At 54.0% G+C, this 26,708-nt stretch carries 31 protein-coding genes; 16 read left to right on the forward strand and 15 right to left on the reverse strand.

What is annotated here, in order from left to right:
• The first annotated feature begins 72 nt into the window (after nt 1–72).
• Together OO713_RS06445 and OO713_RS06450 are read left to right on the forward strand one after the other, a co-directional pair.
• Complete coding sequence (locus OO713_RS06445) at nt 73–1,461, forward strand: ferredoxin reductase family protein (protein WP_264785343.1); 1,389 nt, start codon at nt 73–75, stop codon at nt 1,459–1,461.
• Nucleotides 1,458–1,970 carry an FMN-binding protein gene (locus OO713_RS06450; RefSeq protein ID WP_264785344.1) on the forward strand — a complete coding sequence of 171 codons (513 nt, stop codon included), beginning with the start codon at nt 1,458–1,460 and terminating at the stop codon, nt 1,968–1,970. Before OO713_RS06445 ends, OO713_RS06450 begins: the two co-directional genes overlap by 4 nt.
• On the opposite strand, the gene OO713_RS06455 is transcribed toward OO713_RS06450, so the two are convergent.
• A complete protein-coding gene (locus OO713_RS06455; protein WP_264785345.1) occupies nt 1,967–2,773 on the reverse strand; it encodes an FAD:protein FMN transferase in 807 nt (268 codons plus the stop codon). The genes OO713_RS06450 and OO713_RS06455 overlap by 4 nt on opposite strands.
• On the reverse strand, nt 2,751–3,323 hold the full coding sequence (locus tag OO713_RS06460) for a hypothetical protein (RefSeq protein ID WP_264785346.1): 573 nt from the start codon (nt 3,321–3,323) through the stop codon (nt 2,751–2,753). The genes OO713_RS06455 and OO713_RS06460 overlap by 23 nt, the downstream gene beginning before the upstream one ends.
• A 117-nt stretch (nt 3,324–3,440) precedes the next feature.
• Between OO713_RS06460 and OO713_RS06465 the strand changes: the two genes are divergently transcribed.
• The 4 genes from OO713_RS06465 (at nt 3,441) to OO713_RS06480 (ending at nt 4,775) form a co-directional block, all read left to right on the forward strand.
• Nucleotides 3,441–3,821 carry a CrcB family protein gene (locus tag OO713_RS06465; RefSeq protein ID WP_264785347.1) on the forward strand — a complete coding sequence of 127 codons (381 nt, stop codon included), beginning with the start codon at nt 3,441–3,443 and terminating at the stop codon, nt 3,819–3,821.
• Nucleotides 3,818–4,168, forward strand: coding sequence for a CrcB family protein (locus OO713_RS06470; RefSeq protein WP_264785348.1), 351 nt, complete (start codon nt 3,818–3,820; stop codon nt 4,166–4,168). Before OO713_RS06465 ends, OO713_RS06470 begins: the two co-directional genes overlap by 4 nt.
• 82 nt (nt 4,169–4,250) lie before the next feature.
• Nucleotides 4,251–4,460, forward strand: coding sequence for a DUF3073 domain-containing protein (locus OO713_RS06475; protein ID WP_264785350.1), 210 nt, complete (start codon nt 4,251–4,253; stop codon nt 4,458–4,460).
• Between the two features lie 45 nt (nt 4,461–4,505).
• On the forward strand, nt 4,506–4,775 hold the full coding sequence (locus OO713_RS06480; protein ID WP_264785351.1) for a type II toxin-antitoxin system Phd/YefM family antitoxin: 270 nt from the start codon (nt 4,506–4,508) through the stop codon (nt 4,773–4,775).
• Nucleotides 4,776–5,016: 241 nt separating this feature from the next.
• On the opposite strand, the gene OO713_RS06485 is transcribed toward OO713_RS06480, so the two are convergent.
• The 5 genes from OO713_RS06485 to OO713_RS06505 are packed head-to-tail and all read right to left on the reverse strand — an operon-like array spanning nt 5,017 to nt 8,655.
• Nucleotides 5,017–5,388, reverse strand: coding sequence for a hypothetical protein (locus tag OO713_RS06485; RefSeq protein ID WP_264785352.1), 372 nt, complete (start codon nt 5,386–5,388; stop codon nt 5,017–5,019).
• Nucleotides 5,378–6,484: a phosphoribosylformylglycinamidine cyclo-ligase gene (gene purM, locus OO713_RS06490; RefSeq protein WP_264785354.1), complete on the reverse strand. Its 1,107-nt coding sequence runs from the start codon at nt 6,482–6,484 to the stop codon at nt 5,378–5,380. Before purM ends, OO713_RS06485 begins: the two co-directional genes overlap by 11 nt.
• Nucleotides 6,477–7,976, reverse strand: a complete 1,500-nt coding sequence (purF, locus tag OO713_RS06495; protein WP_264785355.1) for an amidophosphoribosyltransferase — start codon at nt 7,974–7,976, stop codon at nt 6,477–6,479. Before purF ends, purM begins: the two co-directional genes overlap by 8 nt.
• Before the next feature lie 50 nt (nt 7,977–8,026).
• On the reverse strand, nt 8,027–8,302 hold the full coding sequence (locus OO713_RS06500) for a hypothetical protein (protein WP_264785356.1): 276 nt from the start codon (nt 8,300–8,302) through the stop codon (nt 8,027–8,029).
• An 8-nt stretch (nt 8,303–8,310) separates the two neighbouring features.
• Nucleotides 8,311–8,655, reverse strand: a complete 345-nt coding sequence (locus tag OO713_RS06505; protein ID WP_264785357.1) for a sterol carrier family protein — start codon at nt 8,653–8,655, stop codon at nt 8,311–8,313.
• A 137-nt stretch (nt 8,656–8,792) separates the two neighbouring features.
• Here OO713_RS06505 and purD point away from each other — a divergent pair, with 137 nt between their 5' ends.
• Genes purD through gcvP form a run of 5 tightly spaced genes read left to right on the forward strand, consistent with a single transcriptional unit; the run spans nt 8,793 to nt 15,194 of the window.
• Nucleotides 8,793–10,013, forward strand: coding sequence for a phosphoribosylamine--glycine ligase (purD, locus tag OO713_RS06510; RefSeq protein WP_264785358.1), 1,221 nt, complete (start codon nt 8,793–8,795; stop codon nt 10,011–10,013).
• Entirely contained in the window at nt 10,013–10,861 is an 849-nt protein-coding gene (locus OO713_RS06515) for a phosphoribosylaminoimidazolesuccinocarboxamide synthase (protein WP_264785359.1), read from the forward strand. The genes purD and OO713_RS06515 overlap by 1 nt, the downstream gene beginning before the upstream one ends.
• A gap of 43 nt (nt 10,862–10,904) precedes the next feature.
• The gene (gene gcvT, locus OO713_RS06520; protein WP_346659306.1) at nt 10,905–11,990 is read left to right on the forward strand and encodes a glycine cleavage system aminomethyltransferase GcvT; all 1,086 of its coding nucleotides are present in this window, start codon (nt 10,905–10,907) and stop codon (nt 11,988–11,990) included.
• Nucleotides 11,990–12,361 carry a glycine cleavage system protein GcvH gene (gcvH, locus tag OO713_RS06525; protein WP_264785361.1) on the forward strand — a complete coding sequence of 124 codons (372 nt, stop codon included), beginning with the start codon at nt 11,990–11,992 and terminating at the stop codon, nt 12,359–12,361. Before gcvT ends, gcvH begins: the two co-directional genes overlap by 1 nt.
• A 4-nt stretch (nt 12,362–12,365) precedes the next feature.
• Entirely contained in the window at nt 12,366–15,194 is a 2,829-nt protein-coding gene (gene gcvP / locus OO713_RS06530) for an aminomethyl-transferring glycine dehydrogenase (RefSeq protein ID WP_264785362.1), read from the forward strand.
• A 7-nt stretch (nt 15,195–15,201) separates the two neighbouring features.
• Here the strand turns inward: gcvP and OO713_RS06535 are convergent, their stop codons facing one another.
• From OO713_RS06535 to hutU, 4 genes are all read right to left on the reverse strand, one after another.
• Nucleotides 15,202–15,408 (reverse strand): hypothetical protein, encoded by a 207-nt coding sequence (locus OO713_RS06535; protein WP_264785363.1) that lies wholly within the window; start codon nt 15,406–15,408, stop codon nt 15,202–15,204.
• A gap of 84 nt (nt 15,409–15,492) precedes the next feature.
• On the reverse strand, nt 15,493–16,986 hold the full coding sequence (gene hutH, locus OO713_RS06540; protein ID WP_264785364.1) for a histidine ammonia-lyase: 1,494 nt from the start codon (nt 16,984–16,986) through the stop codon (nt 15,493–15,495).
• Nucleotides 16,987–18,141, reverse strand: coding sequence for an imidazolonepropionase (hutI, locus tag OO713_RS06545; RefSeq protein ID WP_264785365.1), 1,155 nt, complete (start codon nt 18,139–18,141; stop codon nt 16,987–16,989).
• Between the two features lie 2 nt (nt 18,142–18,143).
• Nucleotides 18,144–19,805, reverse strand: coding sequence for a urocanate hydratase (hutU, locus tag OO713_RS06550; RefSeq protein WP_264785367.1), 1,662 nt, complete (start codon nt 19,803–19,805; stop codon nt 18,144–18,146).
• An 82-nt stretch (nt 19,806–19,887) separates the two neighbouring features.
• Here hutU and OO713_RS06555 point away from each other — a divergent pair, with 82 nt between their 5' ends.
• The gene (locus OO713_RS06555; protein ID WP_264785369.1) at nt 19,888–20,658 is read left to right on the forward strand and encodes an IclR family transcriptional regulator; all 771 of its coding nucleotides are present in this window, start codon (nt 19,888–19,890) and stop codon (nt 20,656–20,658) included.
• On the forward strand, nt 20,603–21,520 hold the full coding sequence (locus OO713_RS06560; RefSeq protein WP_264785370.1) for an arginase family protein: 918 nt from the start codon (nt 20,603–20,605) through the stop codon (nt 21,518–21,520). Before OO713_RS06555 ends, OO713_RS06560 begins: the two co-directional genes overlap by 56 nt.
• 10 nt (nt 21,521–21,530) lie before the next feature.
• Here OO713_RS06560 and OO713_RS06565 read toward each other — a convergent pair whose 3' ends face one another.
• Both OO713_RS06565 and OO713_RS06570 read right to left on the reverse strand, forming a co-directional pair.
• The gene (locus OO713_RS06565) at nt 21,531–21,914 is read right to left on the reverse strand and encodes a PIN domain-containing protein (protein WP_264785371.1); all 384 of its coding nucleotides are present in this window, start codon (nt 21,912–21,914) and stop codon (nt 21,531–21,533) included.
• Entirely contained in the window at nt 21,911–22,171 is a 261-nt protein-coding gene (locus OO713_RS06570; protein ID WP_264785373.1) for a type II toxin-antitoxin system prevent-host-death family antitoxin, read from the reverse strand. Before OO713_RS06570 ends, OO713_RS06565 begins: the two co-directional genes overlap by 4 nt.
• A 234-nt stretch (nt 22,172–22,405) precedes the next feature.
• Between OO713_RS06570 and OO713_RS06575 the strand changes: the two genes are divergently transcribed.
• From OO713_RS06575 to purL, 3 genes are read left to right on the forward strand one after another with little or no spacing between them, the layout of a single operon-like run.
• The gene (locus tag OO713_RS06575; RefSeq protein ID WP_264785375.1) at nt 22,406–22,651 is read left to right on the forward strand and encodes a phosphoribosylformylglycinamidine synthase subunit PurS; all 246 of its coding nucleotides are present in this window, start codon (nt 22,406–22,408) and stop codon (nt 22,649–22,651) included.
• A gap of 2 nt (nt 22,652–22,653) precedes the next feature.
• Nucleotides 22,654–23,349, forward strand: coding sequence for a phosphoribosylformylglycinamidine synthase subunit PurQ (gene purQ, locus OO713_RS06580; protein ID WP_264785376.1), 696 nt, complete (start codon nt 22,654–22,656; stop codon nt 23,347–23,349).
• Complete coding sequence (purL, locus tag OO713_RS06585) at nt 23,349–25,640, forward strand: phosphoribosylformylglycinamidine synthase subunit PurL (protein ID WP_264785377.1); 2,292 nt, start codon at nt 23,349–23,351, stop codon at nt 25,638–25,640. Before purQ ends, purL begins: the two co-directional genes overlap by 1 nt.
• On the opposite strand, the gene OO713_RS06590 is transcribed toward purL, so the two are convergent.
• Both OO713_RS06590 and OO713_RS06595 read right to left on the reverse strand, forming a co-directional pair.
• On the reverse strand, nt 25,612–26,079 hold the full coding sequence (locus OO713_RS06590; RefSeq protein ID WP_264785378.1) for a hypothetical protein: 468 nt from the start codon (nt 26,077–26,079) through the stop codon (nt 25,612–25,614). The two genes, purL and OO713_RS06590, sit on opposite strands and share 29 nt — an antisense overlap.
• Nucleotides 26,072–26,653: a hypothetical protein gene (locus OO713_RS06595; protein ID WP_264785379.1), complete on the reverse strand. Its 582-nt coding sequence runs from the start codon at nt 26,651–26,653 to the stop codon at nt 26,072–26,074. Before OO713_RS06595 ends, OO713_RS06590 begins: the two co-directional genes overlap by 8 nt.
• Nucleotides 26,654–26,708: the final 55 nt, after the last annotated feature.

The following is a 26,708-nucleotide window of genomic DNA, read 5'->3' on the forward strand; positions in this document are numbered from 1 at the left end:
AGACAGGTTAGCGACAGATTAGAGAACTCTCATTTTTGATATTTGTCGCCCCACCTGCCGCAAACTGATGCCATGAACTCCACTTCAGGCGTGCTTATCCTGGGCGAACGAAAGGCCGTTGCACTGCAGCGGCAGCGCGATGCAGTGCAGTCGCTTGGATTGTGGGTGCCACTTATTCCAGTGCTGTTACTGATCGCCTTCGGCGACCTCCGCTTTGGCAATTTGGGTGAGAGTCTAAGCTCCACAAACCGCCTACTTGCGGTCTTCGGAACTGCACTGCTAATGGTGCACCTGGCATTGGTCGCAAGAATCCCCTGGATCGAAAGAATCCTCGGACTAGACAAGATGACATCCGCCCACAAAAAGTTGGGCAAGCCTTTGGTGGGGGTTCTATTAGCGCACATGATCGCCTCGCTGGCTGCTTTTGCAGCGGTCAGCAGAATCTCGATTTGGCAAGCCGTTACTGATTTAAACCTGCACTATCTCAGCGTCGGACTTGCCACAGTTGGTTTATTGCTGATGCTGGTGGTCACCATCAGCTCAATTCGAGCGGCTCGAAAAGTTTTGAGCTATGAGGCGTGGTTCTTGATTCACCTCACGGCCCACATAGCGGTTGCTATTGCAATCCCGCATCAATACGAACTGGGCACTGACCTGCTGGCCCAGCCACCGGTGGCAAGCTTCTTCACCCTGTTATACGCATTTGTATTTGGCAACATGCTCGTGTTCAAGCTGATTACCCCACTCGTCATGTCTTTCCGCAGCAAGCTCAAAATAGCCAAAATCCAAAGGCTCGACGAGCGCACAATTTACGTAGAGATCAGTGGTAAAAATCTCGGCAGCTTTGACTTTCAGGCCGGGCAATTTTTCATGCTCCGCATTTTGACCGGTAAACAGTGGTGGCGACCGCACCCATTCTCACTCTCACACTTCGACAATCAATCGCTTGGTTTCACCATCGGTATTCGTGGAGATGACACTTCTTGGCTGACTGAAAACCAGGTTGGCACGAGCGTGATTTTGGAGGGGCCGTTTGGAGTCTTCACCGAACTGAAGCGCTCCAAGCAAGACGTGGTTCTAATGGGTTCGGGCATTGGCATCACACCGATTCTTTCCCTGGCAAACACCGTCGCTGCGCAGCCAGGTGATGTCAGCATCCTCTATCGAGTCAGCGATCTAGCTAGTGCTCCACTACTGAGCGAACTGGAAGCGGTAGCCAGCGAGCGCGGCCACGTGCTGCAAGTTGAAGCTGGGCCGCGCGGTCAAGGTGGCGTGCTCTCCGCTAACAGTGACTCCCTAAACAGCAACGATGCCTCTCAGATGCTGAGCAAGTTTCCAAAGCTGCACTCGTCAGACATTTACATCTGTGGCCCAAAGCCATGGACTGACAAAGTGCTAGACACTCTCGATCAGCTGGGTGTTGCCAAAACTCAAATCCACCTCGAGGAGTTTGCCTGGTGAGAACAACGACGAAGTTTCTGAATGCCTCGCTAGCCCTGAGCTCGATTCTCTTTGCGGTGAATAATGCGCTCAGTGTTCAACCTGCTGTGACACCGCTGCCGACGCTGAGTCAAGAGCCTGTAGCGGCGCCAAATCCCGACACCGGTGCGACTCAGGGATCGACATCTAATCCAGCAACAACTGGCGCTGCAAAGCCGCAGGCCGGTGCAGCCAAACCTAGCCAATCAACGACCCCGCAACCCACTGCGCCAGTCGCCAAGACCATAGTTTCGGATCGAATCCCCTATAAATACGGTGAGATTCAGTTGCAGCTGACGACAAGTGGCGGGCAGATAACCGACATCAGTGTGCTGGTTGGCGATATGAGTTATGGCAGGGATGTGGCTTACCAGACCCTGGTGGCTGCCACGATTTCAACTCAAGGTACTAACTACGGCAATGTCTCCGGAGCCACCTTCACAACCGAAGCCTTCAAACAGGCCGTGCAGAATGCGCTAGCCAAGGGCTAGATAGTGGCCAGTAGATCAACAAAGCCTGAAGTGGTGATCAGTGAACCATCGGCCGTGGTGACGACCGCGACTAGGTTTTCTTCCTGGCACTGAGCACGAAACTTCTCAAGGGCCTTCGACCCACCCGCAATCAAAGCGGTCGCCCAGACGTCGGCCGCTAGGTAATCGGACCCGATGACCGACACCTGCCTAAAGCGCTCAACATCGGATGTGGCCCAAATGTGCTCACCGCGCTCTGCTGAGCCACTAGTGGCAACCGCACAAAAACCCGTGTCTGCAAGTTCGAGCACAAAGTTGGCACCGGCATCAGCGGCGCGAATAGAGCGTGGGGCGGAGAGCCCAACCCGGGTCAACATCCCGCGCTTTAGCTCTGTCGAGAGATACACGTCCCCGCCAGCATTAAGAGTAAAACTGCGAATCCCATTGGCCTCTAAGAAGCTTGCAGCTCTGGCTGCGGCCCAAACCTTCACCACCCCAGAGGGGTCATAGTCAGCTCCAGAGCGAGCATCAAAGAAACCTGATGTTCTGGACTGCCATGCCTCGCACAACTCTCGAACTTCAATCTGTTCGACGCTTGCATCACCCCAACCGAGGTCGCCGCGATTTAGCTTCGAAATCTCGGAGTCAGTTTTATAGAGGCTGAATTTTTTATCTGCCCAGTCCAGTATTTCCATCGCGGAGTCGACCATGCGCTCCGCCTCAACTTGGGACAACGGATCCTGAAGTTGAAATAGGAAGAAGGTGCCCATGCATTCACGAGCGATGCGATGAGTGTTTGGCTCAGTCGTCATCTTCGTCGTCATCGTCGTGGTCTTCGCGCTCATCATCGTCGTGGTCCTCGCGCTCATCTTCGTCTTCGTCATCCTCATCATCTTCATAGACGCCTCCGGCAGGAGTAGCGGATGAGAGGTTTCCGTTGGCAGAGGTTGAGCCAGCTGCGCCGACGCCAGCGGTTGGCGTGGCAGAGGAGATATTTCCACTTGAGGCAGGCGTCAGTGGCACGAGAGCCTGATCAACTGCGACCGCAGTCGGATCGATTGGTTGAGAGGTTGCAGGCAGAGCATCTGAGTTCGCTCCTTGCACCTGAACTTGACCCAGGAATCCTGGGTCCTCGTTGGTTTGAGAGTTTGCGGTAACGCCTACGGCGACTGGGGCCCCAATGTTATCGGGCGAGCCCTTTGGCAACAGGGCTGATTCCTGCGTGGGGTTTGAGGTCGAAAGATTTGCAAAGGCAAGCACACTTGGTGCGATGGAGGTTGCCGCAAGACTCAGGGAACCAATTGCTACAGCGACGCTTCCAATCTTTGGTAGCGGGCTTGGCTTGCGAGAATCCACCTGATAGGTCTTCTTCATTTCTTTTCCTCCTGCGAGTAGTCAACTCTCGCTAGTTAAGAAATTGGTGAGCTAAAGATTAGGAATCCTTAACCTTTGAAGCTATGCAGCCATGGTGAAGAGCAGTAGGGTTTGACCATGTCCGGCAACTGGAGAATGCTCGGGTATGTGTTCCTTGGTGGCTCTTTGGGAACCATGCTTCGGTATTTAATCTTTGAGGTAATCAACCTAAATTTTGATTACCCAGTGGGTGAGCTGACGGCAATATTCGTGGTGAACATCTTCGGGTCCTACTTCCTAGGACTCACCGCCAGACACCCATACTTCCAACTCGAGTGGTGCAGAAACCTATGGGGTGTTGGTTTTGCCGGTGGCTTCACAACCATGAGTGCGGTGACTCTATTTGTTGACTACAACTTCCTCACCTATGAATTCGCAGTCATGCTCTTTGGTGGGGTAATGCTCTACGGCATTGGCTATCACCAGGGCCGTAGAGTCGCAAAGAAGCGTGACACTTGATCGCCGAGTGGTGGTTCGTTCCGCTTGTGGGTATTGCAGGCGGACTTGGGGCCGTGCTCAGATCACTGCTTTCCAACTGGAAGGGTGCGCTGCACTTTGGCCTTCTGACAGCAAATGTTTTGGCCGGGGCCTTTTTGGGTTTGGTCTTAGACACCGCAACCTTTGATCAAGCCCTATTCACATTGGGTATCGCTGGGTTTGCCGGAGGGCTTTCAACCTTCTCCGGAGTATCGCAATCAGCTTGGGAGTTTTGGCATCGAGGTCGCCTGGTTCAGATGCTGCTTACCCTTATCACCAACATTTTGTTCCCGGTCACCGCGTTACTGTTGGTCCTCTGGCTTCTTTAGGGCTGGTAGTATCTTGGGCAAGGTTTCCAAAGGTTTGAAGGGCTAGCGCCCGGATAGAGACAAAGAGATTAGGGGGCTCGCCATGGGGCGTGGCCGTCAAAAAGCTAAGAACACCAAGGTTGCTCGCGAGCTGAAGTACTACAGCCCAGCCACCGACTATTCAGCACTCGAAGCCGAGCTCGCCAAAAAAGCCGAATCAGACAACGTTGAATACGTTGACAAGTGGGCAGACCTCTATGACGACGAGCCTGAATCAGACGAGGACCGCGAAGTCGAGCTAGACCGCGACTAAAGCTAGTTTTGTACAAAACTTGACATAGTTTCGTACAATTCAGACATGGCCCAATATTCAGCTTCCCAAGCTAGAGCGAACTTCAACAACGTTCTCGAGCTTGCCAAATCCGAGGCTGTGGAAATTCATAAGCATGGAAAACCAGCCGTAGTTATTCTCGACGCCATGCAATTCGAAAAACTGCTGGACTACATCGAGGACCTAGAGGACACAAACACAATGCTGCGTTATGAACTCGACCCCGAATCTTTCGGTCCCTCGATCCCGCTCGAAGAGGTTGAGCGTGAGCTCGGACTCAAACCGCTACAAGGTTGAGCTAACCGGTCAGGCCTGTAAAGAGCTATCCAAACTTGAACCCCGCCTGCAGATCAGGGTAAGGCTGGCTTTTGACCTTTTGGCTTCGAATCCAAGGCCGCCTAAATCCGTCAAGCTTCAGGACAGCGACTGCTATCGGGTCCGAGTTGGGAACTCTAGGGTTCTCTACAAAGTTTTCGACCGAAAACTAGTGGTTGTAGTGATCAAGGTGGACCACCGCAGTAAGGTGCACCGCCGCTAGTTACCAGGCAGTTGCACCCACGACAAGACCAACCAAGATATCGAGGTTGATTCTTGAGTCGGTGTAATCCTCGGTGAGCGCGAAGCTCTCGCCATCCTCAGAAGCAATTCGATAGCTGAGTTTCTTTGCCTCGATGTATGAGATTGCCTCAGCCTTGGTCATACCCATCACCTGACAGGCCACAATCTTGGTTTGGACATGCTTCTGAGAGAACTGATCCGTTGCTGGATCTTCGAAGCAGTAGGGAGCCGGTTCTGAGCGTGGGTTTGAAACCATCGCGTTATTGGCCCCGGCAATCAAACCAAGTACGAAAGCGATTGAGGCAGCGAGGACCCCAAGTGCCCCGACCACAACAGTTGCCTTAGCGGGCATAGCTACCAACCATTCGAACTGCCCCACCACGAACGCCCTTGGCCTCTGAGATGTAACCGGGCAGTTCAGCATCACATGGGGTTGATTCGATTACTCCAAGCTGCCAAGTCTCAACTCCGAGACTCTCCAGGGAGGCCGAAATTTGAGCAGCAGATCCAGATCGAACCACAGCCGCGAACCCAAGACCGAGGTTCCAGGTGCCCTCAAGTGCGGTTAGCTCAAGCCCAGCCCAATCAGCTAGCACGGAGAAGACTGGGTTTGGATTCCAGCTGGAGCGCTCAACATCTAGCGAGACAGTTTGTGGCAATACTCTCGAAAGGTTTGCCGCAATACCACCACCGGTGATGTGACTCAGGGTTGAAACCTGCCCCGCGAATGCTGGGTTTTCCAAGATCTGGTTCAGCACACCCGTATATAGCGCGGTTGGCTCTAACAGCTCCTCGCCAAGTGATCTGGAAAACTCTGGTACCGAGTCGGTGTACTTCAAGCCGCGGTCAGCGACAATCTTGCGAACCAACGAGTATCCATTTGAATGCAAACCTGAGGCGCGCATTCCAAGCACCACATCGCCGACCTGGACTCGGTGGGCTCCGAGCATCTTGGACTTCTCAACCACGCCAACCGCAGCACCGGCAACGTCGTATTCATCCTCGGCCAACAACCCTGGGTGCTCGGCGGTTTCGCCTCCAACAAGAGCAACGTCAACAGCCTTGCAAGCATTTGCAATACCCCGAACGATATCGGCGATGCGCTGCGGGTGGAGCTTGCCGGTTGCGATGTAGTCGGTCATAAACAAACTGCGAGCGCCGGAGACCACAATGTCGTCAACCACCATGCCGACCAAATCCTGGCCGATGGTGTCGTGCTTATCGATTGCCTGAGCAATCGCAACCTTGGTGCCAACTCCATCGGTTGAGGTGGCGAGGATTGGATGCTCGTAGTTCTTTAGAAAACCAGCATCGATCATTCCGGCAAAGCCACCCACCCCACCGAGCACCAGTGAATTATGAGTGGCCGAAACCGCGGCCTTCATAAGCTCCACTGCTTTATCTCCAGCTTCGGTGTCTACACCAGCTGCGGCATATGGGTTAGTCATTGACGTGAACGTGACCTTCCTCGCGAATGGTCGCGACTCCGCGCTCCAACAGATTCTTGCCAAGTCTCTCGGCAGCAGGTAGCTCGATTGGATAGACACCCGTGAAGCACGCGGTGCACATCTTCGATTCAGGCTGCTTCGTGGCGGCCAGCATGCCCTCCTTGGAGAGATAGCCCAGGGAGTCGGCACCGATTGATTGCCTAACTTCGTCAACACCAAGGCCGGAGGCAATCAGCTCGGCACGTGATGCAAAGTCGATGCCGTAGAAACAGGGCCAGGTGATTGGTGGCGAGGAGATGCGAACGTGAACCTCGGCAGCACCCGCCTCCTTCAACATCTTCACTAGAGCGCGCTGGGTGTTACCGCGAACAATTGAGTCATCGACCACAACCAAACGCTTACCGGCAATTACCTCGCGGAGAGGGTTTAGTTTGAGCCTGATGCCAAGCTGTCTGATGGTCTGTGAGGGCTGAATGAAGGTTCGGCCGACATAGGCATTCTTAACTAGTCCATGTCCGAATGGGATACCCGATTGCTCCGAGTAGCCAATGGCTGCAGGGGTTCCTGATTCGGGCGTTGGCATCACCAGGTCAGCTTCAACCGGATATTCGCGAGCAAGAGTCCTACCCATCTCCACTCGAGATTCGTAAACCACCTGTCCAGAGATCGAGGTATCTGGTCGTGCTAGATAGACATACTCAAAAACGCAGCCTGCTCGCTTCTCCTGGGCGAAGCGCTGGGAACGAAGACCGTTCTCATCGATCGCGATCAGCTCACCGGGTTCAATTTCACGCACGAATGATGCGCCAACAATGTCCAGGGCTGCAGATTCAGATGCGACCACCCAGCCGCGTTCCAGCCGACCCAGCACCAGCGGCCTCACGCCCTGAGGATCACGAGCCGCATAGAGAGTGTGCTCATCCATAAATGCCAAGCAGTAGGCACCCTTCACCTTGGGCAAAAGCTCGAGAGCGGTTGCCTCCAATGAACTATCCGGGTTACCGGTCAGCAGCGCAGTTAGGACGGCGGTGTCAGTGGTGTTGCCACCACGAAGCTCAGACTCGTGATCGGGATATCGCTGCTCCAACAACTGCATAAGCTCGGCAGTGTTGGTGAGGTTTCCGTTGTGACCGAGTGCGATTGTGCCAAAGGCAGTCTTACCCAACGTGGGCTGAGCATTGCGCCAGTGTGAGGCACCGGTTGTTGAGTAACGGGTGTGTCCCACTGCAATGTGGCCCTGAAGCGACTCAAGTGCGGCTTCGTTGAAGACTTGGGAGACCAGGCCCATGTCCTTATAAATCATGATCTTTTCGCCGGTTGAAGTCGCGATTCCGGCCGATTCTTGACCGCGGTGCTGCAGTGCGTAGAGACCGAAGTAGGCGAGTTTTGCAACTTCTTCACCAGGGGCCCAAACGCCGAATACACCGCATTGATCCTGGGGGCCCTTTTCTCCGGGCAGGATGTCGTGGTTTAAAAGACCGTCACCGCGCATTTTGCACCCCTGCCCACCGAGAATGGCCTTAGTTTATCGGGGTTTCCGCGCTAGTCAGATTGCTTCTCCGAACGAACAGCCTCAGCACGCTTCACCCTTCTGGAACTGAACAAATCGAAGAATAGGGAAAAGGCAACACCTAGCCCCAAACCCAACGAGCCAAGCGCAACCAGCAGCAAACCGAAAACATCTTCTGAGGAGCGATTGGCTTCTGGAATCAGAACATAGAGCAAGGTTGCAAATACCAGACCAAAGACTGCCCCGGTCAAGGCCCAAGCCAGAAGCTTGGGGGCCCTTCTAATTTCTACTTCTTCACGCTTTTCCATGGGCACCATTAACTCACACTAAGACTGAGCGGAAAAACACTTGCCACCTCAAGAGCCTTGGCACCGCTCGCACTAATCGACCCCGAAGAGATTGCATCTTCCCAAGAACTAATTCCGAGACAGAGGTCAAGGAATAGCTCGGGCGAGAGCTCAACCACGTTGGGTGGGGTCCCCCTGCGGTGATCCATTCCCTCGATGCACTGAATTGCACCAAAGGGTGGGACTCTGAGCTCAACGCTCCCACCCGGGTGGCGTTTTTCAATTTCCTGAAGCAGATACCGAGTGGCTGTTGGCAGATCGCGATTTTCAATCGCAGCGATGCCAACACCTGCGGGGATCTGCTTTTTTGCCATGCGCCAATTATCCACACCCTGTCTGAAGCAAGCGTCAGTTGCAGACTTAGGCTAAGCGCCGGTGGGCTTGCTTCAAGAGTGTGAATCGAATTCAGCCGTCCAGATTCTGAAAGAGCTTGAACGGTAAACTCACCAAGATGAAGATCTTGGTGGTTGGTGGCGGAGCCAGAGAGCACGCGATTGTAAAAGCTTTGATTCGCACGGGAACCCCCGCCGAAAACATCATTTGTGCGCCTGGTAATGAACTGATCGCAAAAGAGGTGACAACCCACCCCGAGATAGTGGCAACCGACAAGCTCGCGGTTGCGACCCTCGCTCTCCAACACAGAATTGATCTAGCGGTCATCGGACCGGAGGCTCCGCTAGTTGCAGGCGTCTCCGACGCACTTCGCGAGCAGGGCATCGCAGTTTTTGGCCCAAGCCAACAGGCAGCCATGCTCGAGGGCAGCAAAAACTTTGCCAAAGAGGTTATGGCGGCAGCAGATGTGCCAACCGGCATGGCACGTGAGTGCTCCAGCCTGGAGCAGGTAGAGGATGCCCTCGATCAGTTTGGTGCTCCATATGTAGTCAAAGCAGATGGACTAGCTGCCGGCAAGGGTGTGATCGTCACCTCCGACAAACAAGCTGCCTTGGACCACGCCGCCAAGTTCATCGAAGATGGCGTTTTAGTAGAGGAGTTCCTTGATGGCCAAGAGGTCTCGCTGTTTTTCCTAAGCGATGGCAAAAGCGTCATGCCGCTCTCCCCAGCTCAGGATTACAAGCGTGCCTATGACAATGACGAGGGTCCGAACACCGGAGGCATGGGTGCCTACTCACCAATCCCCTGGCTGCCCGAGGGCTTCGTCGAAGAAGTGACCGAGCGCGTTGCCCAGCCAACCGTGAACGAAATGGCAAGACGCGGAACCGAGTTTGTTGGCCTTTTGTACTGCGGCCTGATCCTGACTTCTCGCGGCGTGAAGGTGATTGAGTTCAACGCTCGCTTTGGAGATCCCGAGACCCAGGTCGTGCTTCGAAGACTGCAGTCCAACCTCGCCGATCTCTTGATGCGCAGCGCAACCGGCAAGCTTGAGAATGGTCCCGGTGCTGAGTTCTCCCCTCGCTGTGCGGTAACAGTGGTCCTCGCATCAGAGGGTTACCCAGTTACGAACGCCCCGGTAAGAGAGGTGTTCGGCATCGAATCCGCTGAGGCCATGGATGATGTTGAGGTTTGCAAGGCAAGCCCAACCGGTCGCGTGCTGTCGGTAGTTGGCTGCGGGCAAACTTTCCAAGAAGCCAGAACCCTTGCCTATGAGGGGATGGCCCGAATTTCCCTGGAGGGCGGTTTCTACCGCCATGACATCGGGCTCAAGGTGAGCTAGTGGAGCTGCAGGGTTTTCGCCACATTTACTCCGGCAAGGTTCGCGAGTTATACGAACCGACCGACCCAAACTTTTCACACCTAGTCCTAATCGTCGCCTCGGATCGAGTCAGCGCTTTTGACCACGTGTTGGAGCCAGAGATTCCCGGCAAGGGCGAGAACCTGACCGCCATGACCAACTTTTGGTTTGACCGTCTTGATGTCCCAAACCACCGTTCGGGTGAGTTGGAGGTGCCGGAGGCGGTGGCTGGTCGCGCCATGATTGCCAAGCGACTGGAGATGTATCCCGTTGAGTGTGTGGTCCGGGGTTACCTGTCAGGCTCAGGCTGGAAGGAGTACCAGCAGTTTGGCACGGTGTGCGGAATCGAACTTCCGCAAGGTCTCGGCTTTGGTGACAAGCTCCCGCATCCGATCTTCACACCTGCATTCAAGGCCGAACAGGGTGAGCACGATGAGAACATCACCTTTGAACAAACCATTGAACTGGTTGGCAGGAAGATTGCCGAAGAACTTCGCGATTTGAGCATCGGCATTTTCATCAAGGCTTCGCAACTGGCCGCCAAGGCGGGTCTGATCTTGGCCGATACCAAATTCGAATTTGGCAACGACCCACGAACCAACTTGATGACTTTGGGTGATGAAGTGCTGACCCCCGACTCATCAAGGTATTGGGATCGCGAGCTTTGGGATCAGGGCGTTAGGGACCAGAGCTTTGACAAGCAAATTGTCAGAAACTGGCTCGCTCAAAACTGGGATCAAACCGGTGCACCACCGACCCTGCCCGAAGAGGTTGTGACCCTAACGGCACAAAAATACTCGGAGCTGAGAAACAAACTAATCACGATTTAGTGACAGCGGAATTGCGTCCAAAAATCTTGGTTAGTGTTTGTCTGTGAGGACAACGGCGCTTTACCAAAAACACCTTGAGCTAGGGGCAGCTTTCACTGACTTTGGTGGCTGGAACATGCCCGTGCGCTATGGCTCAGACCTCGACGAACATCACGCCGTGAGAAACTCTGCCGGGCTTTTTGACATCAGCCACATGGCTCAGATCAGCGTCTTGGATGACGCCGCAAATTTCTTGGACTACGCGGTCGTTTCAAAGGTTTCATCGCTCAAAGATGGCAAAGCCAAATACACGATGATCTGCAATGAGCAGGGCGGCATCATCGATGACCTCATCGTCTACCGCATTGCGGAGCGTGACTACCTGGTTATTGCAAATGCCTCGAACCGTGAGGCTGTATTCGCTCAGCTCTCAAACCTTGCCAAAGACTTTGATGTTGAACTCCAAGATCACTCGCTCGACTCAGCCCTGCTGGCTCTTCAGGGTCCGAAGGCCACTGAGATTTTGAGTGAGCTAGTGGATATCGACCCGACCCCCTTGAAGTACTACTCGATTGCATCGGCAAACCTAGCCGGCGTCCCAGTCCTCCTAGCTCGCACCGGCTACACCGGTGAAGATGGTTTTGAAATTTCCATGCAGAAGGAGCATGCCGAAAAGGTGTGGGATTTGATTCTCGAGACTGGCGGCGATCGAATCAAACCTTGTGGCCTAGCAGCCAGAGACACTCTTCGCCTCGAGGCCGGCATGCCACTTTACGGACACGAACTTGATCTTGAGACCAAGCCCCAGGATGCGGGACTGGGTCGAGTGATCGCTCAGGACAAAGACGACTTTGTGGGTAAAGCCGCACTTATTTCTCACCACCCAGCAAAGCTCCTTCATGCACTTGTGGGTGAGGGGCGCAGAGCTGCGCGCCAAGATTATGAAATCTTTTACCCGGGTACCCAGAACCCGATTGGCAAAGTGACCTCGGGAGCGCTGAGTCCGACCCTTGGGTATCCGGTAGCGATGGCCTATTTAGATGTGGCAGAGCAACTAGAAGTGGGCACCAAGCTAGAGGCAGATGTTCGTGGCACGAGAGTGAGCTACGGGGTGGTAGCGATGCCGTTTTACAAGCGAGAGGGAAAGTAATGTCGAACCCAGAAAACCTCAAGTACACCAAGGAGCACGAGTGGGTGCTGATTGATGGCGATGTTGCCACCGTTGGCATCACCCGCTACGCCGCTGATGCCCTGGGGGAGATTGTGTACGTCGACCTACCAAAGGTCGGTTCAAACACCAGCTACATGAAAATCTGCGGCGAGATCGAATCCACTAAGTCTGTTGGTGAACTCTATGCACCAATGGATGGTGAGGTCGTCGAGGCAAACTCAGCCTTGGCCAACTCTCCTGAGACCATCAACGATGACCCTTATGGCGCTGGTTGGCTTGTGAAGATCAAGTTCAGTTCACTGCCAGAGCTACTAACCGCATCCGAATACAACGCACTAATTGGGGAGTAACTAAGTGCTAGAGAAGCACCACAACTTTCAGTATCGCCACGTAGGTCCAACCCTTGACCAGCAGAAGGAAATGCTGGACTTTGTGGGTGCTTCTTCGCTAACTGACCTAATGGCCAAGGCATTGCCCGAGGCAATCCAGTACCAAGGTGGATCAACCCTCCCAGAGCCAATCTCAGAGGATGAAGCGCTCGCCAGATTGCACGAAATTGCAGCCAAAAACCGAATCACTCAAAGCTTTATTGGGCAGGGCTATTTCGGCACCAGAACTCCCGGCGTGATCAAGCGCAACGTACTAGAAAACCCGAGCTGGTACACCGCCTACACCCCATACCAACCAGAGATCAGCCAGGGTCGACTCGAGGCCCTGATTAACTTCCAAACCGTGGTCACGGACCTCACCGGTATGAAGACGGCGAACGCTTCGATGCTGGATGAGTCAACTGCGGTTGTCGAAGCCATGATGGTTGCAAAGCGCAGTGCTGACTCGCAGTCAAACACCTTCTTTGCAGACAACGATCTCTACCCACAGACCAAACAGCTGCTCGAGCATAGAGCCGAGCCGCTCGGTATCACCGTGCGCTACTTCGACCCAGCGAACCTCAGTGAGCTCGACGAGGAATGTTTCGGTGCAGTAGTTCAGTACCCAGGCGGCTCGGGCCGAATCGTGGACATGACCAACCTGTTTGCAAAGGTTCACGAATTCGGTGGGCTAGCGATTGCAACTGCAGATCTAATGGCACTCACACTGCTGAAGCCACCGGGCGAGATGGGGGCAGACGTAGTCTGCGGAACCACTCAACGCTTCGGTGTCCCAATGGGCTTTGGTGGCCCACACGCTGGTTACCTCGCTGTAAGAGAAAAGCTTGAGCGCACCATGCCGGGAAGACTGGTTGGTGTATCTGTAGATGCCGAGGGTGCACCTGCCTATCGACTGACTCTGCAGACCCGAGAGCAGCACATTCGCCGCGAGAAGGCCACCAGCAACATCTGCACCGCACAGGTTTTGCTAGCGGTGATGGCGGGCATGTATGCCGTGTATCACGGACCTCAAAACCTGAAGGCGATTGCCTCTGAGATCCACGCCAAGACCACTGCTTTGGCTACCGTGCTAAAGGAGAGCGGTTTCACACTCCAGCACGAGAACTATTTCGACACCATTCGAGTGATCAACACCGATGCACAGAAGTATTTCTCGGAGGCGAGAAAGCACAACCTAACCATGTTCAAGGTGGACTCCTCCACACTTGGCATCTCGGTTGACGAGAGCACCACCTGGCAACACCTTGCAGACTTAGCTGCATCATTCGGGGCAAGGGCTCCAAAGCCAAGTGATGCCAAGCTGAAACTTGTCAACTTGCGCACCAGCGGTTACCTAGAGCACCCGGTCTTCAACAGCTACCACTCTGAGACTGCGATGCTTCGCTACCTCAAAAAGCTCGCTGACTTCGACTATGCGCTGGACCGCGGCATGATCCCGTTGGGCTCCTGCACCATGAAGCTCAACTCGGTGACCGAGATGGAGGCAGTAACCTGGCCGGAGTTTGCGAACCTTCACCCCTTTGCACCTGCCGAGGACACCCAGGGTTACCTCGAACTAATCAATGAGCTAACCAGTTGGCTATCCGACATCACCGGATATGAGGCAGTATCACTGCAGCCAAACGCCGGTTCGCAGGGTGAGCTTGCTGGTCTACTGGCTATTCGCGGCTACCACCGCTCGCGTGGTGACTTTGGTCGCAATGTTTGCCTAATTCCATCTTCAGCCCACGGCACCAATGCCGCGAGCGCCGTGCTCGCGGGCATGGAGGTTGTGGTTGTGGCTTGCGATGACAACGGCAACGTTGATGTAGATGACCTGAAGACAAAGATCGCTGAAACAGCGGACAAGCTTTCCGCCCTGATGATTACCTACCCATCAACCCACGGTGTCTATGAAGAAGCAGTGGTTGAGATCTGCGACCTGGTTCACGCAGCTGGAGGTCAGGTCTATATCGATGGCGCAAACACCAACGCGGTGGTCGGCTTTGCAAAGTTTGGTGAGTTCGGTGGCGATGTCTCGCACCTAAACCTGCACAAGACCTTCTGTATCCCTCACGGTGGTGGTGGGCCTGGTGTTGGTCCAGTAGTTGCTCGCACCCATCTAGCCAAGTTCCTACCTGGCCACTCGATGGCCCAGCAGGAGTTGACCGGCTATGGACCTGTTTCAGCGGCCCCATTTGGATCACCAAGCATCCTGCCGATTTCTTGGGCCTACATCCAGATGATGGGATCAGAGGGTCTGAGAGTTGCAACTTCGGTTGCAGTGCTAAGCGCAAACTACGTAGCGAAGAAGCTCTCCGATGCTTTCCCGCTCCTCTACACCGGCAAGCACGGCTTGGTAGCTCACGAGGCAATCATCGACATTCGTCCACTGCAGCGCGATGCCGGAATCGGTAATGACGACATCGCAAAGCGCTTAGTTGACTACGGCTTCCATGCTCCAACCATGAGCTTCCCAGTTGCGGGAACACTGATGATCGAGCCAACCGAATCGGAGCCAAAGGAAGAACTGGATCGCTTCATCGACGCAATGCTCGCAATCCGAGCAGAGGCGGCGAAGGTTGAAAGCGGAGAGTGGCCAAGGGAAGACAACCCGTTAGTCAACGCCCCCCACACCGCGAACCACCTGGTGTCTGAGTGGAACCACCCATACTCTCGTGAAGAGGCAGTTTTCCCGACTGACTCTCAACGGAAGAGCAAGTACTGGCCACCGGTGAGAAGAATCGATGGGGCATTTGGTGATCGCAACCTCACCTGCACCTGCCCTCCGATTGAGAGTTTTGCAAAAGGTTAGCTAGGTTTCAGGCGTCAGAAAGACGGTCCAAGAGATCCTTGTCGCGGACTTTCACGATGTCGAAGATTTCCTTCAGCTGATTCCGCCTAAAGGACTTTGCGTCGAAAGTCTCAATCGCGATAACCAAAGCCTGTTGCTCGGAGCACCCCAAATCCGCAGCGATTTTTTTGAGCAACACTTGGTGCTTTTCGCTAAGTGAAATCTCTAAATCCATTCCTCGATGCTAGCCAGTCAACGTGAAATTCAAAATGGGCAAATCTGTGGATAAGCTCACGTTTTTCTTGATTGTGGAAAACTCTTACTTCGCGAGCAACAGCTCATACGCCTGAACCAGCTCTTCACCCAAGTCTCTATCTGGTCCCATCCCAGGCACTCGCTCGCGGAGTATCGAGATCAACTCCCCGGTGACGGGCGCTGGCTTAAGTGGGGCGCGAAGCTCAACGGCCCTCGCCGCAGCAATGAGCTCAACCGCAAGGATTCGTCTCAGGTTGTCTACAACTTTGCGCAGCTTGCGAGCTGCATGCCAACCCATTGAGACGTGATCCTCCTGCATCGCAGATGACGGAATCGAATCAACGCTTGCTGGGACAGACAATCTCTTGTTCTCTGAAACCAGCGCTGCCTGGGTGTATTGGGCGATCATCAAACCTGAGTCGACCCCAGCATCATTTGCCAAGAAGTGGGGCAATCCACGGTTTCTAGAAACATCTAAGAATCGGTCGGTTCTGCGCTCTGAGATTGAACCTAGGTCAGTTGCAGCGATCGCCAAGAAGTCAAGAACATAGGCGACGGGAGCTCCATGGAAGTTACCGTTCGAGGTGACCTCACCATCTGAAAGAACCACCGGGTTATCGATCACTGAGGCGAGTTCGCGCTCAGCAACCAGGCGAGCGTGAGCCATGGTGTCGCGCACAGCACCCGATACCTGAGGTGCGCAACGAAGCGAGTAGGCATCCTGAACAACTCCGTCGCCATGGCGGTGAGAGGCAACAATCTCACTGCCACGAAGTGCTTCAAACATGTTTCTTGCTGAGGTGGCCTGACCTGGGTGAGGACGAAGGTCCTCATGCAAAGCAGAGCGGAATACCTGGTCGGTACCCATCTGACCTTCAACGCTCATTGCAGCAATGATGTCGGCCTGATCGAGTAAAACATCCAGATCAGCTAGGGCAAGAATCAACATCCCGAGCATGCCATCGGTGCCATTGATAAGCGCCAGGCCTTCTTTTTCACGCAGCTCAACTGGCGTGATGCCAGCCTTTGCCAACAACTCGGCAACTGGTCGCTCAACCCCGTCTGGACCGAATGCTCGACCCTCTCCCATCAGCACCATTGCGCAGTGAGCTAGAGGAGCTAGGTCACCCGAGCAACCAAGGGATCCATACTCCAAAACTCTCGGCGTAATGCCGGCATTCAAGATGGCGGCATAGGTCTGGGCAACCTCGGGACGAACACCTGTCTGACCCGAGCACATGGTCTTCAGACGAAGCGCCATGAGAGCGCGAACCACTTCGCGCTCAACTGGATCACCCATGCCAGCGGCATGGGAGCGAATCAAAGACTTTTGCAACTGGACACGTGAGTCGATAGGAATATGGCGCTGGGCAAGCGCTCCAAAACCAGTGGAGATGCCGTAGACCGGTGATTCCGAAACAGCCAGGCGCTCGATGTGTGCTCGGGTGCGAGCCATCGCATCGAGCGACTCTGCTGAGATTTCAATCTGAGCATTGTGACGAGCAATAGCGATTACATCGCCAAAGCTCATTCCAGAGGTGGAGATTACGACCTTCACTTAGTTCCTTTCGAAGACTTTGCGGCCCGAGACATAGGTCTGTGAGACCAACTGAACCCCCGGGCGGTATGCGAGGTGAATGTGACTTGGTGCATCCAGCACCGCGAAGTCTGCCTTTGATCCGACCTGCAAGGTGCCGAGGTTATTGCGAAGCGCTTTTGCACCACCGAGCGTTGCAGCCCAGAGCGCTTGGTCTGGACTAAGACCCATCTCGCGAACCGCAACTGCAATACAAAATGGCATTGAGGTTGTGTAGCTGGACCCTGGGTTGCAATCAGTAGCGATGGCAACAGTGATACCGGCTTCAACCAACTTCTTGGCATCTGGGTATGGACTTCTAGTTGAGAACTCTGCTCCAGGCAAAAGCGTGATGACTGTGTTTGAGTGTGCAAGTTTTTCAATGTCGGCATCGCTTAGATGCGTGCAGTGATCAACGGATGCGCAATCAAACTCGAGAGCAAGATCAATTGCTCCGATGTTTTCTAGTTGGTTGGCATGCAATCTTGGTTTTAGGCCCTTACCCACAGCGGCAATCAGAACCCGGCGGGCTTCCTCGACTGAGAATGCTCCTCGGTCCACGAAGACATCAACCCACTTGGAATAGGGAAGTGCTCGATCCAGCATCTCGCCGCAAACCGATGCGAGATACGCCTCGCGATCTTCTCCGCGTGGGACAACGTGAGCTCCGAGGAAGGTGACATCGGTTGTGTATTCGGAGACGATTCGAAGCAGTCTCGCTTCAGTATCGACATCCAACCCATAGCCAGACTTGGCCTCAAAGTGAGTTATTCCAGATGCTAGAAACTCACCCACAATACGTTCGAGATTGGAGCGCAGTTCCTCGTCGCTTGCTGCCCGAGTGAGACCAACTGTGTAGTTGATGCCACCTGCACCATAGCTTTCGCCCATCATTCGGTGGGCAAACTCTTGAGCTCTGTCACCTGCAAAAACTGGATGAGCGTGGGAGTCAACAAACCCTGGGATTACGGTCTGACCTGAGAGCGAGACTGTTTCATCTGCTGGTACTCGTTCGGTTCCGATGAAGGTGACAAAGCCGTCTTCAACTAAGAAGCAGGCGTTCTCAAGAATCTCGAGTTCACCAAATCGCTCCACTGGTGAAACCAGCGAAGCGATATCGGTGAAAAGGACTTTCATGATTACTCAGTGTCGAGCATCGGCACGTGAACGTGCTTGTGTCGCGCAACATCCTTCGCTTCTGGATACCCAGCATCAACGTGACGAATCACACCCATGCCTGGATCGTTGGTCAAAACTCGCTGTAGCTTTTGCGCTGCAAGCTCGGTGCCATCGGCAACCGATACCTGACCGGCGTGAATCGAGCGGCCCATGCCAACACCACCACCGTGGTGGATGGAAACCCAGCTGGCTCCCGATGCGATGTTCACCATCGCATTTAGAAGTGGCCAGTCCGCAATCGCATCGGAGCCATCGAGCATGGCCTCAGACTCACGGTAGGGGGATGCCACTGAACCGCAGTCGAGGTGGTCACGACCAATAACAATTGGAGCGGAGACCTCACCCTTGCGAACCAGCTCGTTGAATGCAGCTCCGGCCTTGTCGCGCTCACCGTAACCAAGCCAGCAGATGCGAGCAGGGAGACCTTGGAACTCCACTCGCTCCTGGGCCATCTTGATCCAACGGCGAAGGTGGTCGTTCTCGGGGAAGAGCTCTAACACTGCCTGGTCAGTGCGGTAGATGTCCCTCTTGTCGCCACTTAGTGCAACCCAGCGGAAGGGACCCTTACCCTCACAGAACAAAGGTCTGATGTAGGCGGGGATAAAGCCGGGGAACTTGAAGGCGTCCGAGAAACCACCCTGACGAGCTTCATCGCGAATCGAGTTTCCGTAGTCAAAGACCTCGGCACCCTTGGCCATGAAACCAACCATCGCCTCAACGTGCTTAGCCATCGAAGCCTTGGATCGCTCCGAGAACTCCTTTGGGTTCTTGAGCGCATACTCGCGAGCATCAGCAAGATCCACACCCTCTGGGATGTAGTAGAAGGGGTCGTGAGCCGAGGTCTGGTCGGTCACGATATCGATTGGCACATCGCGCTTTAGCAGCTCAGGGAAGACCGTTGCCGCGTTGCCAACCACACCCACCGAGATTGCCTTGCGCTCGTTCTTGTAACGCACCACGCGCTCGATGGCATCATCAAGGTTGTCGGCAATCTCATCCAGGTACCTGGTCTCGACTCGCTTCTGAAGACGCGAGGGGTCAATGTCAACAATCAGACAGGTGCCCTCGTTCATGGTGACGGCGAGTGGCTGAGCACCACCCATACCACCGCAACCTCCGGTGAGGGTCAAAGTGCCAGCGAGGGTGCCACCAAACTTTTTGTTAGCAACGGCTGCAAAAGTTTCGTAGGTGCCCTGCAGGATGCCCTGGGTTCCGATGTAGATCCAAGATCCAGCGGTCATCTGGCCATACATGGTCAAACCAAGCTTTTCCAGTCTTCTAAACTCCGGCCAGTTGGCCCAGTCACCCACCAGGTTTGAATTGGCTAGCAAAACACGCGGTGCCCACTCATGGGTTTGGAAGACACCAACCGGCTTACCGGACTGCACCAGCATGGTCTCGTCGTTTTTTAGATTGGTGAGGGTTCTCACCATCGCATCAAAGCTGTCCCAGTTACGAGCAGCCTTTCCGTTGCCGCCATAGACGATCAGCTCTTCTGGGTGCTCGGCAACGGAAGGATCGAGATTGTTGTGCAGCATGCGAAGGGCTGCCTCTTGCTGCCAGCCCTGGGCGGTAAGGGTTGAACCGGTTGCTGCTTTTAGGGTGCGCGACATTGCGTTCATAACCAAATTCCACCGCAACCCATCTAGCGCAACAAGCAATCAATGCCAGCTACTGTCTGAAATCTCAGACATACTAAATCTCATGACAAAGGTGCCGGCTGCGCTTCGAACGCTAGCGCTTCTAAAGCTCCTCGCCGAATCACCGCAACCCACCACCGCAAACCGACTGGCCCAAAAACTTGGCATCCCCAGATCCTCGGTATATCAACTACTAGAGGTTCTCAAAGATCAGGGATTCGCTATCCACTATGAAGATCAAAAACGCTGGGGTTTAGGACTTGCAGCTTGGGAGCTCGGCAGCGCATACCAGCGGCATGAACCGCTCGAAAGAATGACCCGACCGGTCTTGGAGAAGCTGGTCAATGAGCTCGCAACCAAGACCAGTGTGGTTGGTCACCTCGGAGTCCTCGATGGCTCTGATGTTCTCTACCTGATTGAGCAACGGCCGCAGAAAAGCTTGAAGCTGGTAACTGATGTTGGGGTGAGACTTCCGGCACACCTAACCGCCTCCGGCCGATCCATGCTCGCCAAACTCAGTAGCAAACAACTAGCTGCATCGTTTAGAGGCAGAGAGCTCGCCATCAGGACAGGTTTGGGACCCAGAAACCTAACCGAGCTTGGAGAGCTGCTAGCGAGAGAGCGAACCCAGGGGTTCGCTCTCGAGGTGGATGAGGTGACCATGGGTTATGCCTCTGTTGGAGTCTCGATTCAAGACAACCTCGGTCACCCGATCGCGGGTCTAGCAATTACCTTGCAATCGACCGAGCTAGAAAAGCTACAGTTGACAGAGTTAGCGAATGCGCTCACCAAAGCTGCGTCCGAGCTTTCAAGAAAGTTTGGTAACCATGGCTGAGGATCTGCTCTGGCAAAGAGCCAAGACTTTGATTACTGACGCACAGTGCGACGTCGGTCTAATCGACATCCCAGCCCACAAGACCTCAATCAGCCCAACAAACGCTCACCTCACCCCGAGAGCAATTCGCGAGGCACTTACTCGCTACTCCACGTTCAGCTACACAACAAACCAAAACATCGCAGCCCAGAGCATTCAAGACCTCGGTGAAATCGAAGACGCAGATAGCAACGAAGCAACAACCATCGAGGTAATCAATAAGGCAAACAAAAACCTCACCATCGCTCTCGGTGGTGACAACTCGATCACCTATGCGGCAGCGCTCGGTGTCTACGGATCAAACCTTGAAACCGCAGGCCTTGTGACCCTGGATGCCCATCACGATCTTCGTGATGGCATCTCGAATGGCTCTCCTGTTAGACGACTCATCGAGGCAGGGCTAAACCCAAAGCGAATCGTTCAGATTGGTATCAACGACTTCTCTAATTCCTATGACTACGCGATGCGAGCAAGAGACCTAGGCATCACGGTCATATCCAGAACCGAGCTCCACGAAATCGGAATCACCAAAGCCTGTGCCAAGGCTCTTGAGATTGCGGGCTCGGCCAATGGCCCCATCCACGTTGACCTGGATGTCGATGTCTGCGATCGCAGCGTGGTGCCGGCATGCCCTGCTGCCGCCCCCGGCGGCATCAGCGCATTTGAGATTCGCCAAGCAGCCAGACTGCTTTGCCAAGACCAAAGAGTTAAGGGTCTAGACATCACCGAGATTGATGCAACCAAGGATCCGGAGGATGCAAGGACAGTCAGACTGGCTGCACTCTTGATACTTGAAGCACTCTCCGGATATCTAAAGCGGTAGCGAGTTTCCCCTACAGGGTTGAGTCCCTAACAAAGTTCAACCCCAGGCTGAGCAACCTCTCATCTGCAGTATAGAAGTCAAGGCCAAGGTGACTGGCCTGAGAAAGAATGAGCAGATCGATTGGGTCTCTGCCACGCAAGCTACCGAATCTAGTTGCCTCTAAGACTGCCTCGGTGCTGAGTGGCAGCTCTATGAAGCCCATGCTTTTTGTCGCTTCGATGAGCTTCTTTGCGTTTATGCCTCGGTGATCATCTTTCTGTATCCACTCAAAAAACGTGAGCGGAGAGTAATAAACCGTGCTTGCCTCTGTGATCCTAGACACCGTCCGCTTACCCAACTTGCTCGGTGCTTGATGCAGCCAAGTGAAGACATTTGTATCAAGCAGGGCTTTCACTCTCCGAGCCTCGCCAACTTCTCACGCCAGAGAGCCCAGGCTTCATCCATGTGGGAAGTGTCGTCAAAATCAACATCCTCCCAACCCTCGAGCTGACCCTCGAGAGAACCGAATACTATGGCTGGCTTCGTGAATGGGGTCATCTTTACCACGGGATTGCCGTGTTTGGTCACCACCACTTCTTCACCCCGAATCACATCCTCAATCACCTCGGAAAGGCTGGCCTTGGCATCAGTTAGCGACACATACTTAGTCATGCCTTGATGCTACCTATAAATAGTCAATTTGACTATTTACGCCTTCAATTCTTGAAGTGTATTCGACTGCGCCAACTCCATCGAGATGGGGTTGGCAAAGGTGGATAACTCTGCTATTTGCGAGCCTGTGGATTGGGCAGAATTACCCCAGTAAACTAAAGCCATTCCCGCAAAGTCGCGACCAAAAACCTATCCATCCCGAAACTGGCGGAGCCAGCAAACCGAAGGGGAAAAGTGCCAAAGATCATCGTCGAGATCATGCCAAAGCAGGATCTATTAGACCCCCAGGGCAAGGCAGTCGCGAACGCCCTTCACCGCTCCGGTCACCCAGAGATCGTGAACGCCCGAATCGGCAAGCGAATCGAACTTCACTTTGATCGCGATATCACCAGCGAGGACATGGCTAACGCCGAAAAGCTCGCATCTTCATTTCTCTCCAACGACGTAATCGAAGACGTCGTAGCAATCACCAAGGAGTAGTCATGAAGATCGGTGTCATCACCTACCCAGGCACCCTGGATGACCGTGATGCCCAGCGAGCCATCAGGCTCGCCGGTGGCACCCCGGTGCCACTGTGGCACGCAGACCAAGACCTCAAAAAGGTTGATGCGGTTGTGCTCCCAGGTGGTTTCTCCTACGGTGACTACCTCCGCTGCGGAGCAATCGCAGCCAAGGCACCTGCCACTCAAGAGGTTGTAAGACTTGCCAAGCAGGGACTGCCGGTTTTGGGCATCTGCAACGGATTCCAGGTATTGGTTGAGTCTCACCTACTACCCGGTGGCCTGATCAGAAACGAACACCAGCACTTCATCTGCCGAGACCAAAAGCTTCGCGTTGAGAACACCAACACCGCCTGGACCAATCTTTTCGAGCAAGACCAGGAGATCACCATTCCGCTAAAGAACGGTGAGGGTGGCTACATCGCAAGCCCAGACACCCTAAAGATGCTCGAGGCAGAGAACCGAGTCGTGTTCCGCTACCTAGATGTGAACCCAAACGGTTCGATGAACGACATTGCAGGTCTAACCAATGAGCGCGGCAATGTGGTGGGACTCATGCCACACCCAGAGCACGCGGTTGAGCCAGGCTTTGGCCCCGACACCGACATTGCCATGCGCTCAGGCATCGATGGTTTGAAGTTTTTCCAGAGTGTTTTGAAAGCGTTGGTGAACAGCTAATGGCAAACCTAAGACCCACCAATGTAGACACCGTCTCACAGGCAAGCGAAGACCCAAACAAGTCTCAGCCTTGGAAAGAGCTTGGTCTCAAAGAAGATGAGTACCTAAGCATCAGAGAGATTCTGGGCAGAAGACCAACCTCCTCAGAGCTAGCGATGTACTCGGTGATGTGGTCTGAGCACTGCAGCTACAAGTCTTCAAAGATCTACCTCCGCCAGTTTGGTGAGAAGGTCACCCCAGAGATGAAAAAGCACCTCCTGGTCGGTATGGGTGAGAACGCCGGTGTCGTAGACATCGGTGAGGGCATGGCAGTCACCTTCAAGGTTGAAAGCCACAACCACCCAAGCTACATCGAACCATTCCAGGGTGCCGCGACCGGAGTCGGTGGCATTGTCCGCGACATCCTCACCATGGGTGCCAGACCAATCGCGGTCATGGACCAGCTTCGCTTCGGGGCACCAGAGAGCAAAGACACCGCAAGAGTTGTTCACGGTGTCACCTCAGGTATCTCCTTCTACGGAAACTGCCTAGGTCTTCCAAACATCGGTGGCGAGACTGTCTTTGACAAGGTTTACCAGGGCAACCCGCTAGTAAACGCTCTCTCGGTTGGTGCCCTAAAGCACGAAGACCTAAAGCTTGCCAAGGCCTCAAACCCAGGTGACCTAGTAATCCTGTTTGGTGCGAGAACCGGTGCCGATGGCATTGGTGGAGTTAGCGTTCTCGCCTCCGAGACCTTTGAGTCAACCGGCCCAACCAAGCGCCCTGCGGTTCAGGTTGGAGACCCATTTGCCGAGAAGGTTTTGATCGAGTGCTGCCTCGAGCTCTTCTACGCGGGAGTGGTTGCTGGTATTCAGGACCTCGGTGGCGCTGGCATCTCTTGCGCCACCTCAGAGCTTGCCTCCAACGGAGGCAAGGGCATGAGAGTGCAGCTACAGAATGTGCTGCTGCGAGATGAATCACTCACCCCAGAAGAGATTCTGATGAGCGAGTCTCAGGAGCGCATGATGGCGATCGTGCCAAAGAAGCACCTGAAGGCATTTGAAGAAATCGTGCAGAAGTGGGAAGTTGAGTACTCGGTCCTTGGAGAGGTAATCGACGAAGACCGCCTCTACATCAACTGGGGCGATCAGGAAATCGTGAACGTGCCACCAAGAACAGTGGCTCACGATGGACCTGTCTACAACCGCCCAGTTGAATACCCGAAGTATCAGGACGCTCTGAATGCAGATAGCTCCAAAAAGCTAAAGCGAGCTGAGTCGAAGACTGAGATCGCAGCTCAGCTAATGCAGCTGATTGCATCACCAAACCAGGCAGACAAATCTTGGATCACCGCCCAATACGACAAGTACGTCATGGGCAACACAGCACTCGCGATGCCAGATGACTCTGGCATGGTGCGAGTGATGGAAGAGTCTGGTCTAGGTGTTGCGCTAGCAACCGATGCCAACGGCAAGTACTGCTACCTAAACCCTTACGAGGGAGCAAAGCTTGCACTAGCCGAAGCCTATAGAAACGTTGCTGTCACCGGCGCAGTCCCAAGAGCGGTCACCAACTGCCTCAACTTTGGAAGCCCAGAAAACCCAGAGGTGATGTGGCAGTTCAAGGAGGCAACCGCAGGTCTAGCCGATGGTTGTAAAGAGCTTGGCATCCCGGTAACCGGAGGTAACGTCAGCTTCTATAACCAGACCGGCGATGTTGCCATCTACCCAACTCCAGTAGTTGGTGTTTTGGGTGTCATCGACAACGTGGCAAGACGAATCCCTTCTGGTTGGCAAGACGAGGGCAACAACATCTACCTACTCGGCACCACCTATGACGAGCTAGATGGTTCAGCCTGGGCCAAGGACCTTCACGACCACCTTGGTGGTCAGCCACCAAAGGTTGATCTAGCAAAAGAGAAGCAGCTAGCCGATCTAATCCACGGTGCATCAATCCAAGGTCTAATCGAATCAGCTCACGACATCTCCGAGGGTGGTCTCGGCATCGCACTTATCGAAGCTTCGCTTCGATTCAACGTCGGAGCCAGAATCTGGCTTTCGGAGTTGATGGAGCGCGACAAGCTAGATCTCACTGCAGCACTCTTCTCAGAATCACAGTCACGAGTGATCGTGAGTGTTGGAAGAGAAGACGATGTGAAGTTCCAGGCACTCTGCGAAGCAAGAGGAGTCCCGGTTCTGAGAATCGGTGTTACCGACAAGTCAGGCAAGATCGAGTTCCAAGACCTAGCAGACTTTGACCTCAACGAGGTTAGAACTGCTTGGACTAAGACTCTGCCTGAGTTGTTTGGATAAAGCGTTCGACCAAACCTTGGACATCTGCAACCATCAACCTTGACTCTTCGATTATCTGAAGGGCAAAGCTTGAACTGATTTCAATCGGATGCTCGTCGTATTCGGCCCGATTTCTGATCTTCTTCAGCTCCTCAAATCCAATCCAAATCTCTTGGTCTAGATGTGTGAGCTTTGATAGGCGAACGTAGCTTCCGTGCGAGCCTGCTCGCTCGTGAACCTTGAGCCCCACCAGCATCAAAATGGCATTCAACGATTTTCGAGCAGCGCCATAGGCGATCTGCACAGCCGCCGAGGGGTCGACGCTCACTGCCATCTCTGCAGCGTTTAGGTGCTGACGAGCCCTATCGATGTGAGCCTGACAGCTGGAAGGATCGGCAACGATTGACTTGAGCTCTTTCGGTTCAAGTAAAGAACGAATTTGGTTCTCTAGCTCATTCACGATTCAACACATTTACAAGTTCAGACTTGGCCAGCGTCTTGAGAAAAGCTGTGGATTGGTTCTTCCAATCCTTAGCAGATACAACTACTGGGTTCACCTCACGAAGTAGCAAATCTGAGGCCTTGGTAGAAAACTTGGAGACAGCACTCAACTTGGGTTCACCAATCAACAACACGTCCACATCCTGCGGGCTAGGTCCTGCCGTTCCCCTGTAACGACTAGCCCAAGACCCAAAGATAAAGGCGCCTTCCAATCCAGAAACTTCTTTGAGCAACTGGGGGATTACTGCCAAGGGTCCATGACTGTGGATAAAGATTGCGCTGAATTGAAAATAGAGCGGGTGTTCCTTGTTTGCAGATACAAGACGACTTCTACCAACTCTTCGCTCTGACAGGAATTCGGCTTCAACCAGTCGATCGACGTCACGCATAACGGAAGCAACTGACTGCCCTGACCTTCGAGCTAAATCGCTCAAGGTGAACTCAGCATCCGGCGCTAGATATACCGATGCCATCAAAAGACCAAGCGCATCGGAGCGCAACAAGGGGCTGAGTGCTGAAAAACTACTTTTCATAAAACAGAGAATAAACCTTGTTTATTGAAAAATAAACAGCAACGCTTTTTGGGCA

It is taken from the genome of Aquiluna sp. KACHI24, assembly GCF_025997915.1.
Classification (GTDB): Bacteria; Actinomycetota; Actinomycetes; order Actinomycetales; family Microbacteriaceae; genus Aquiluna.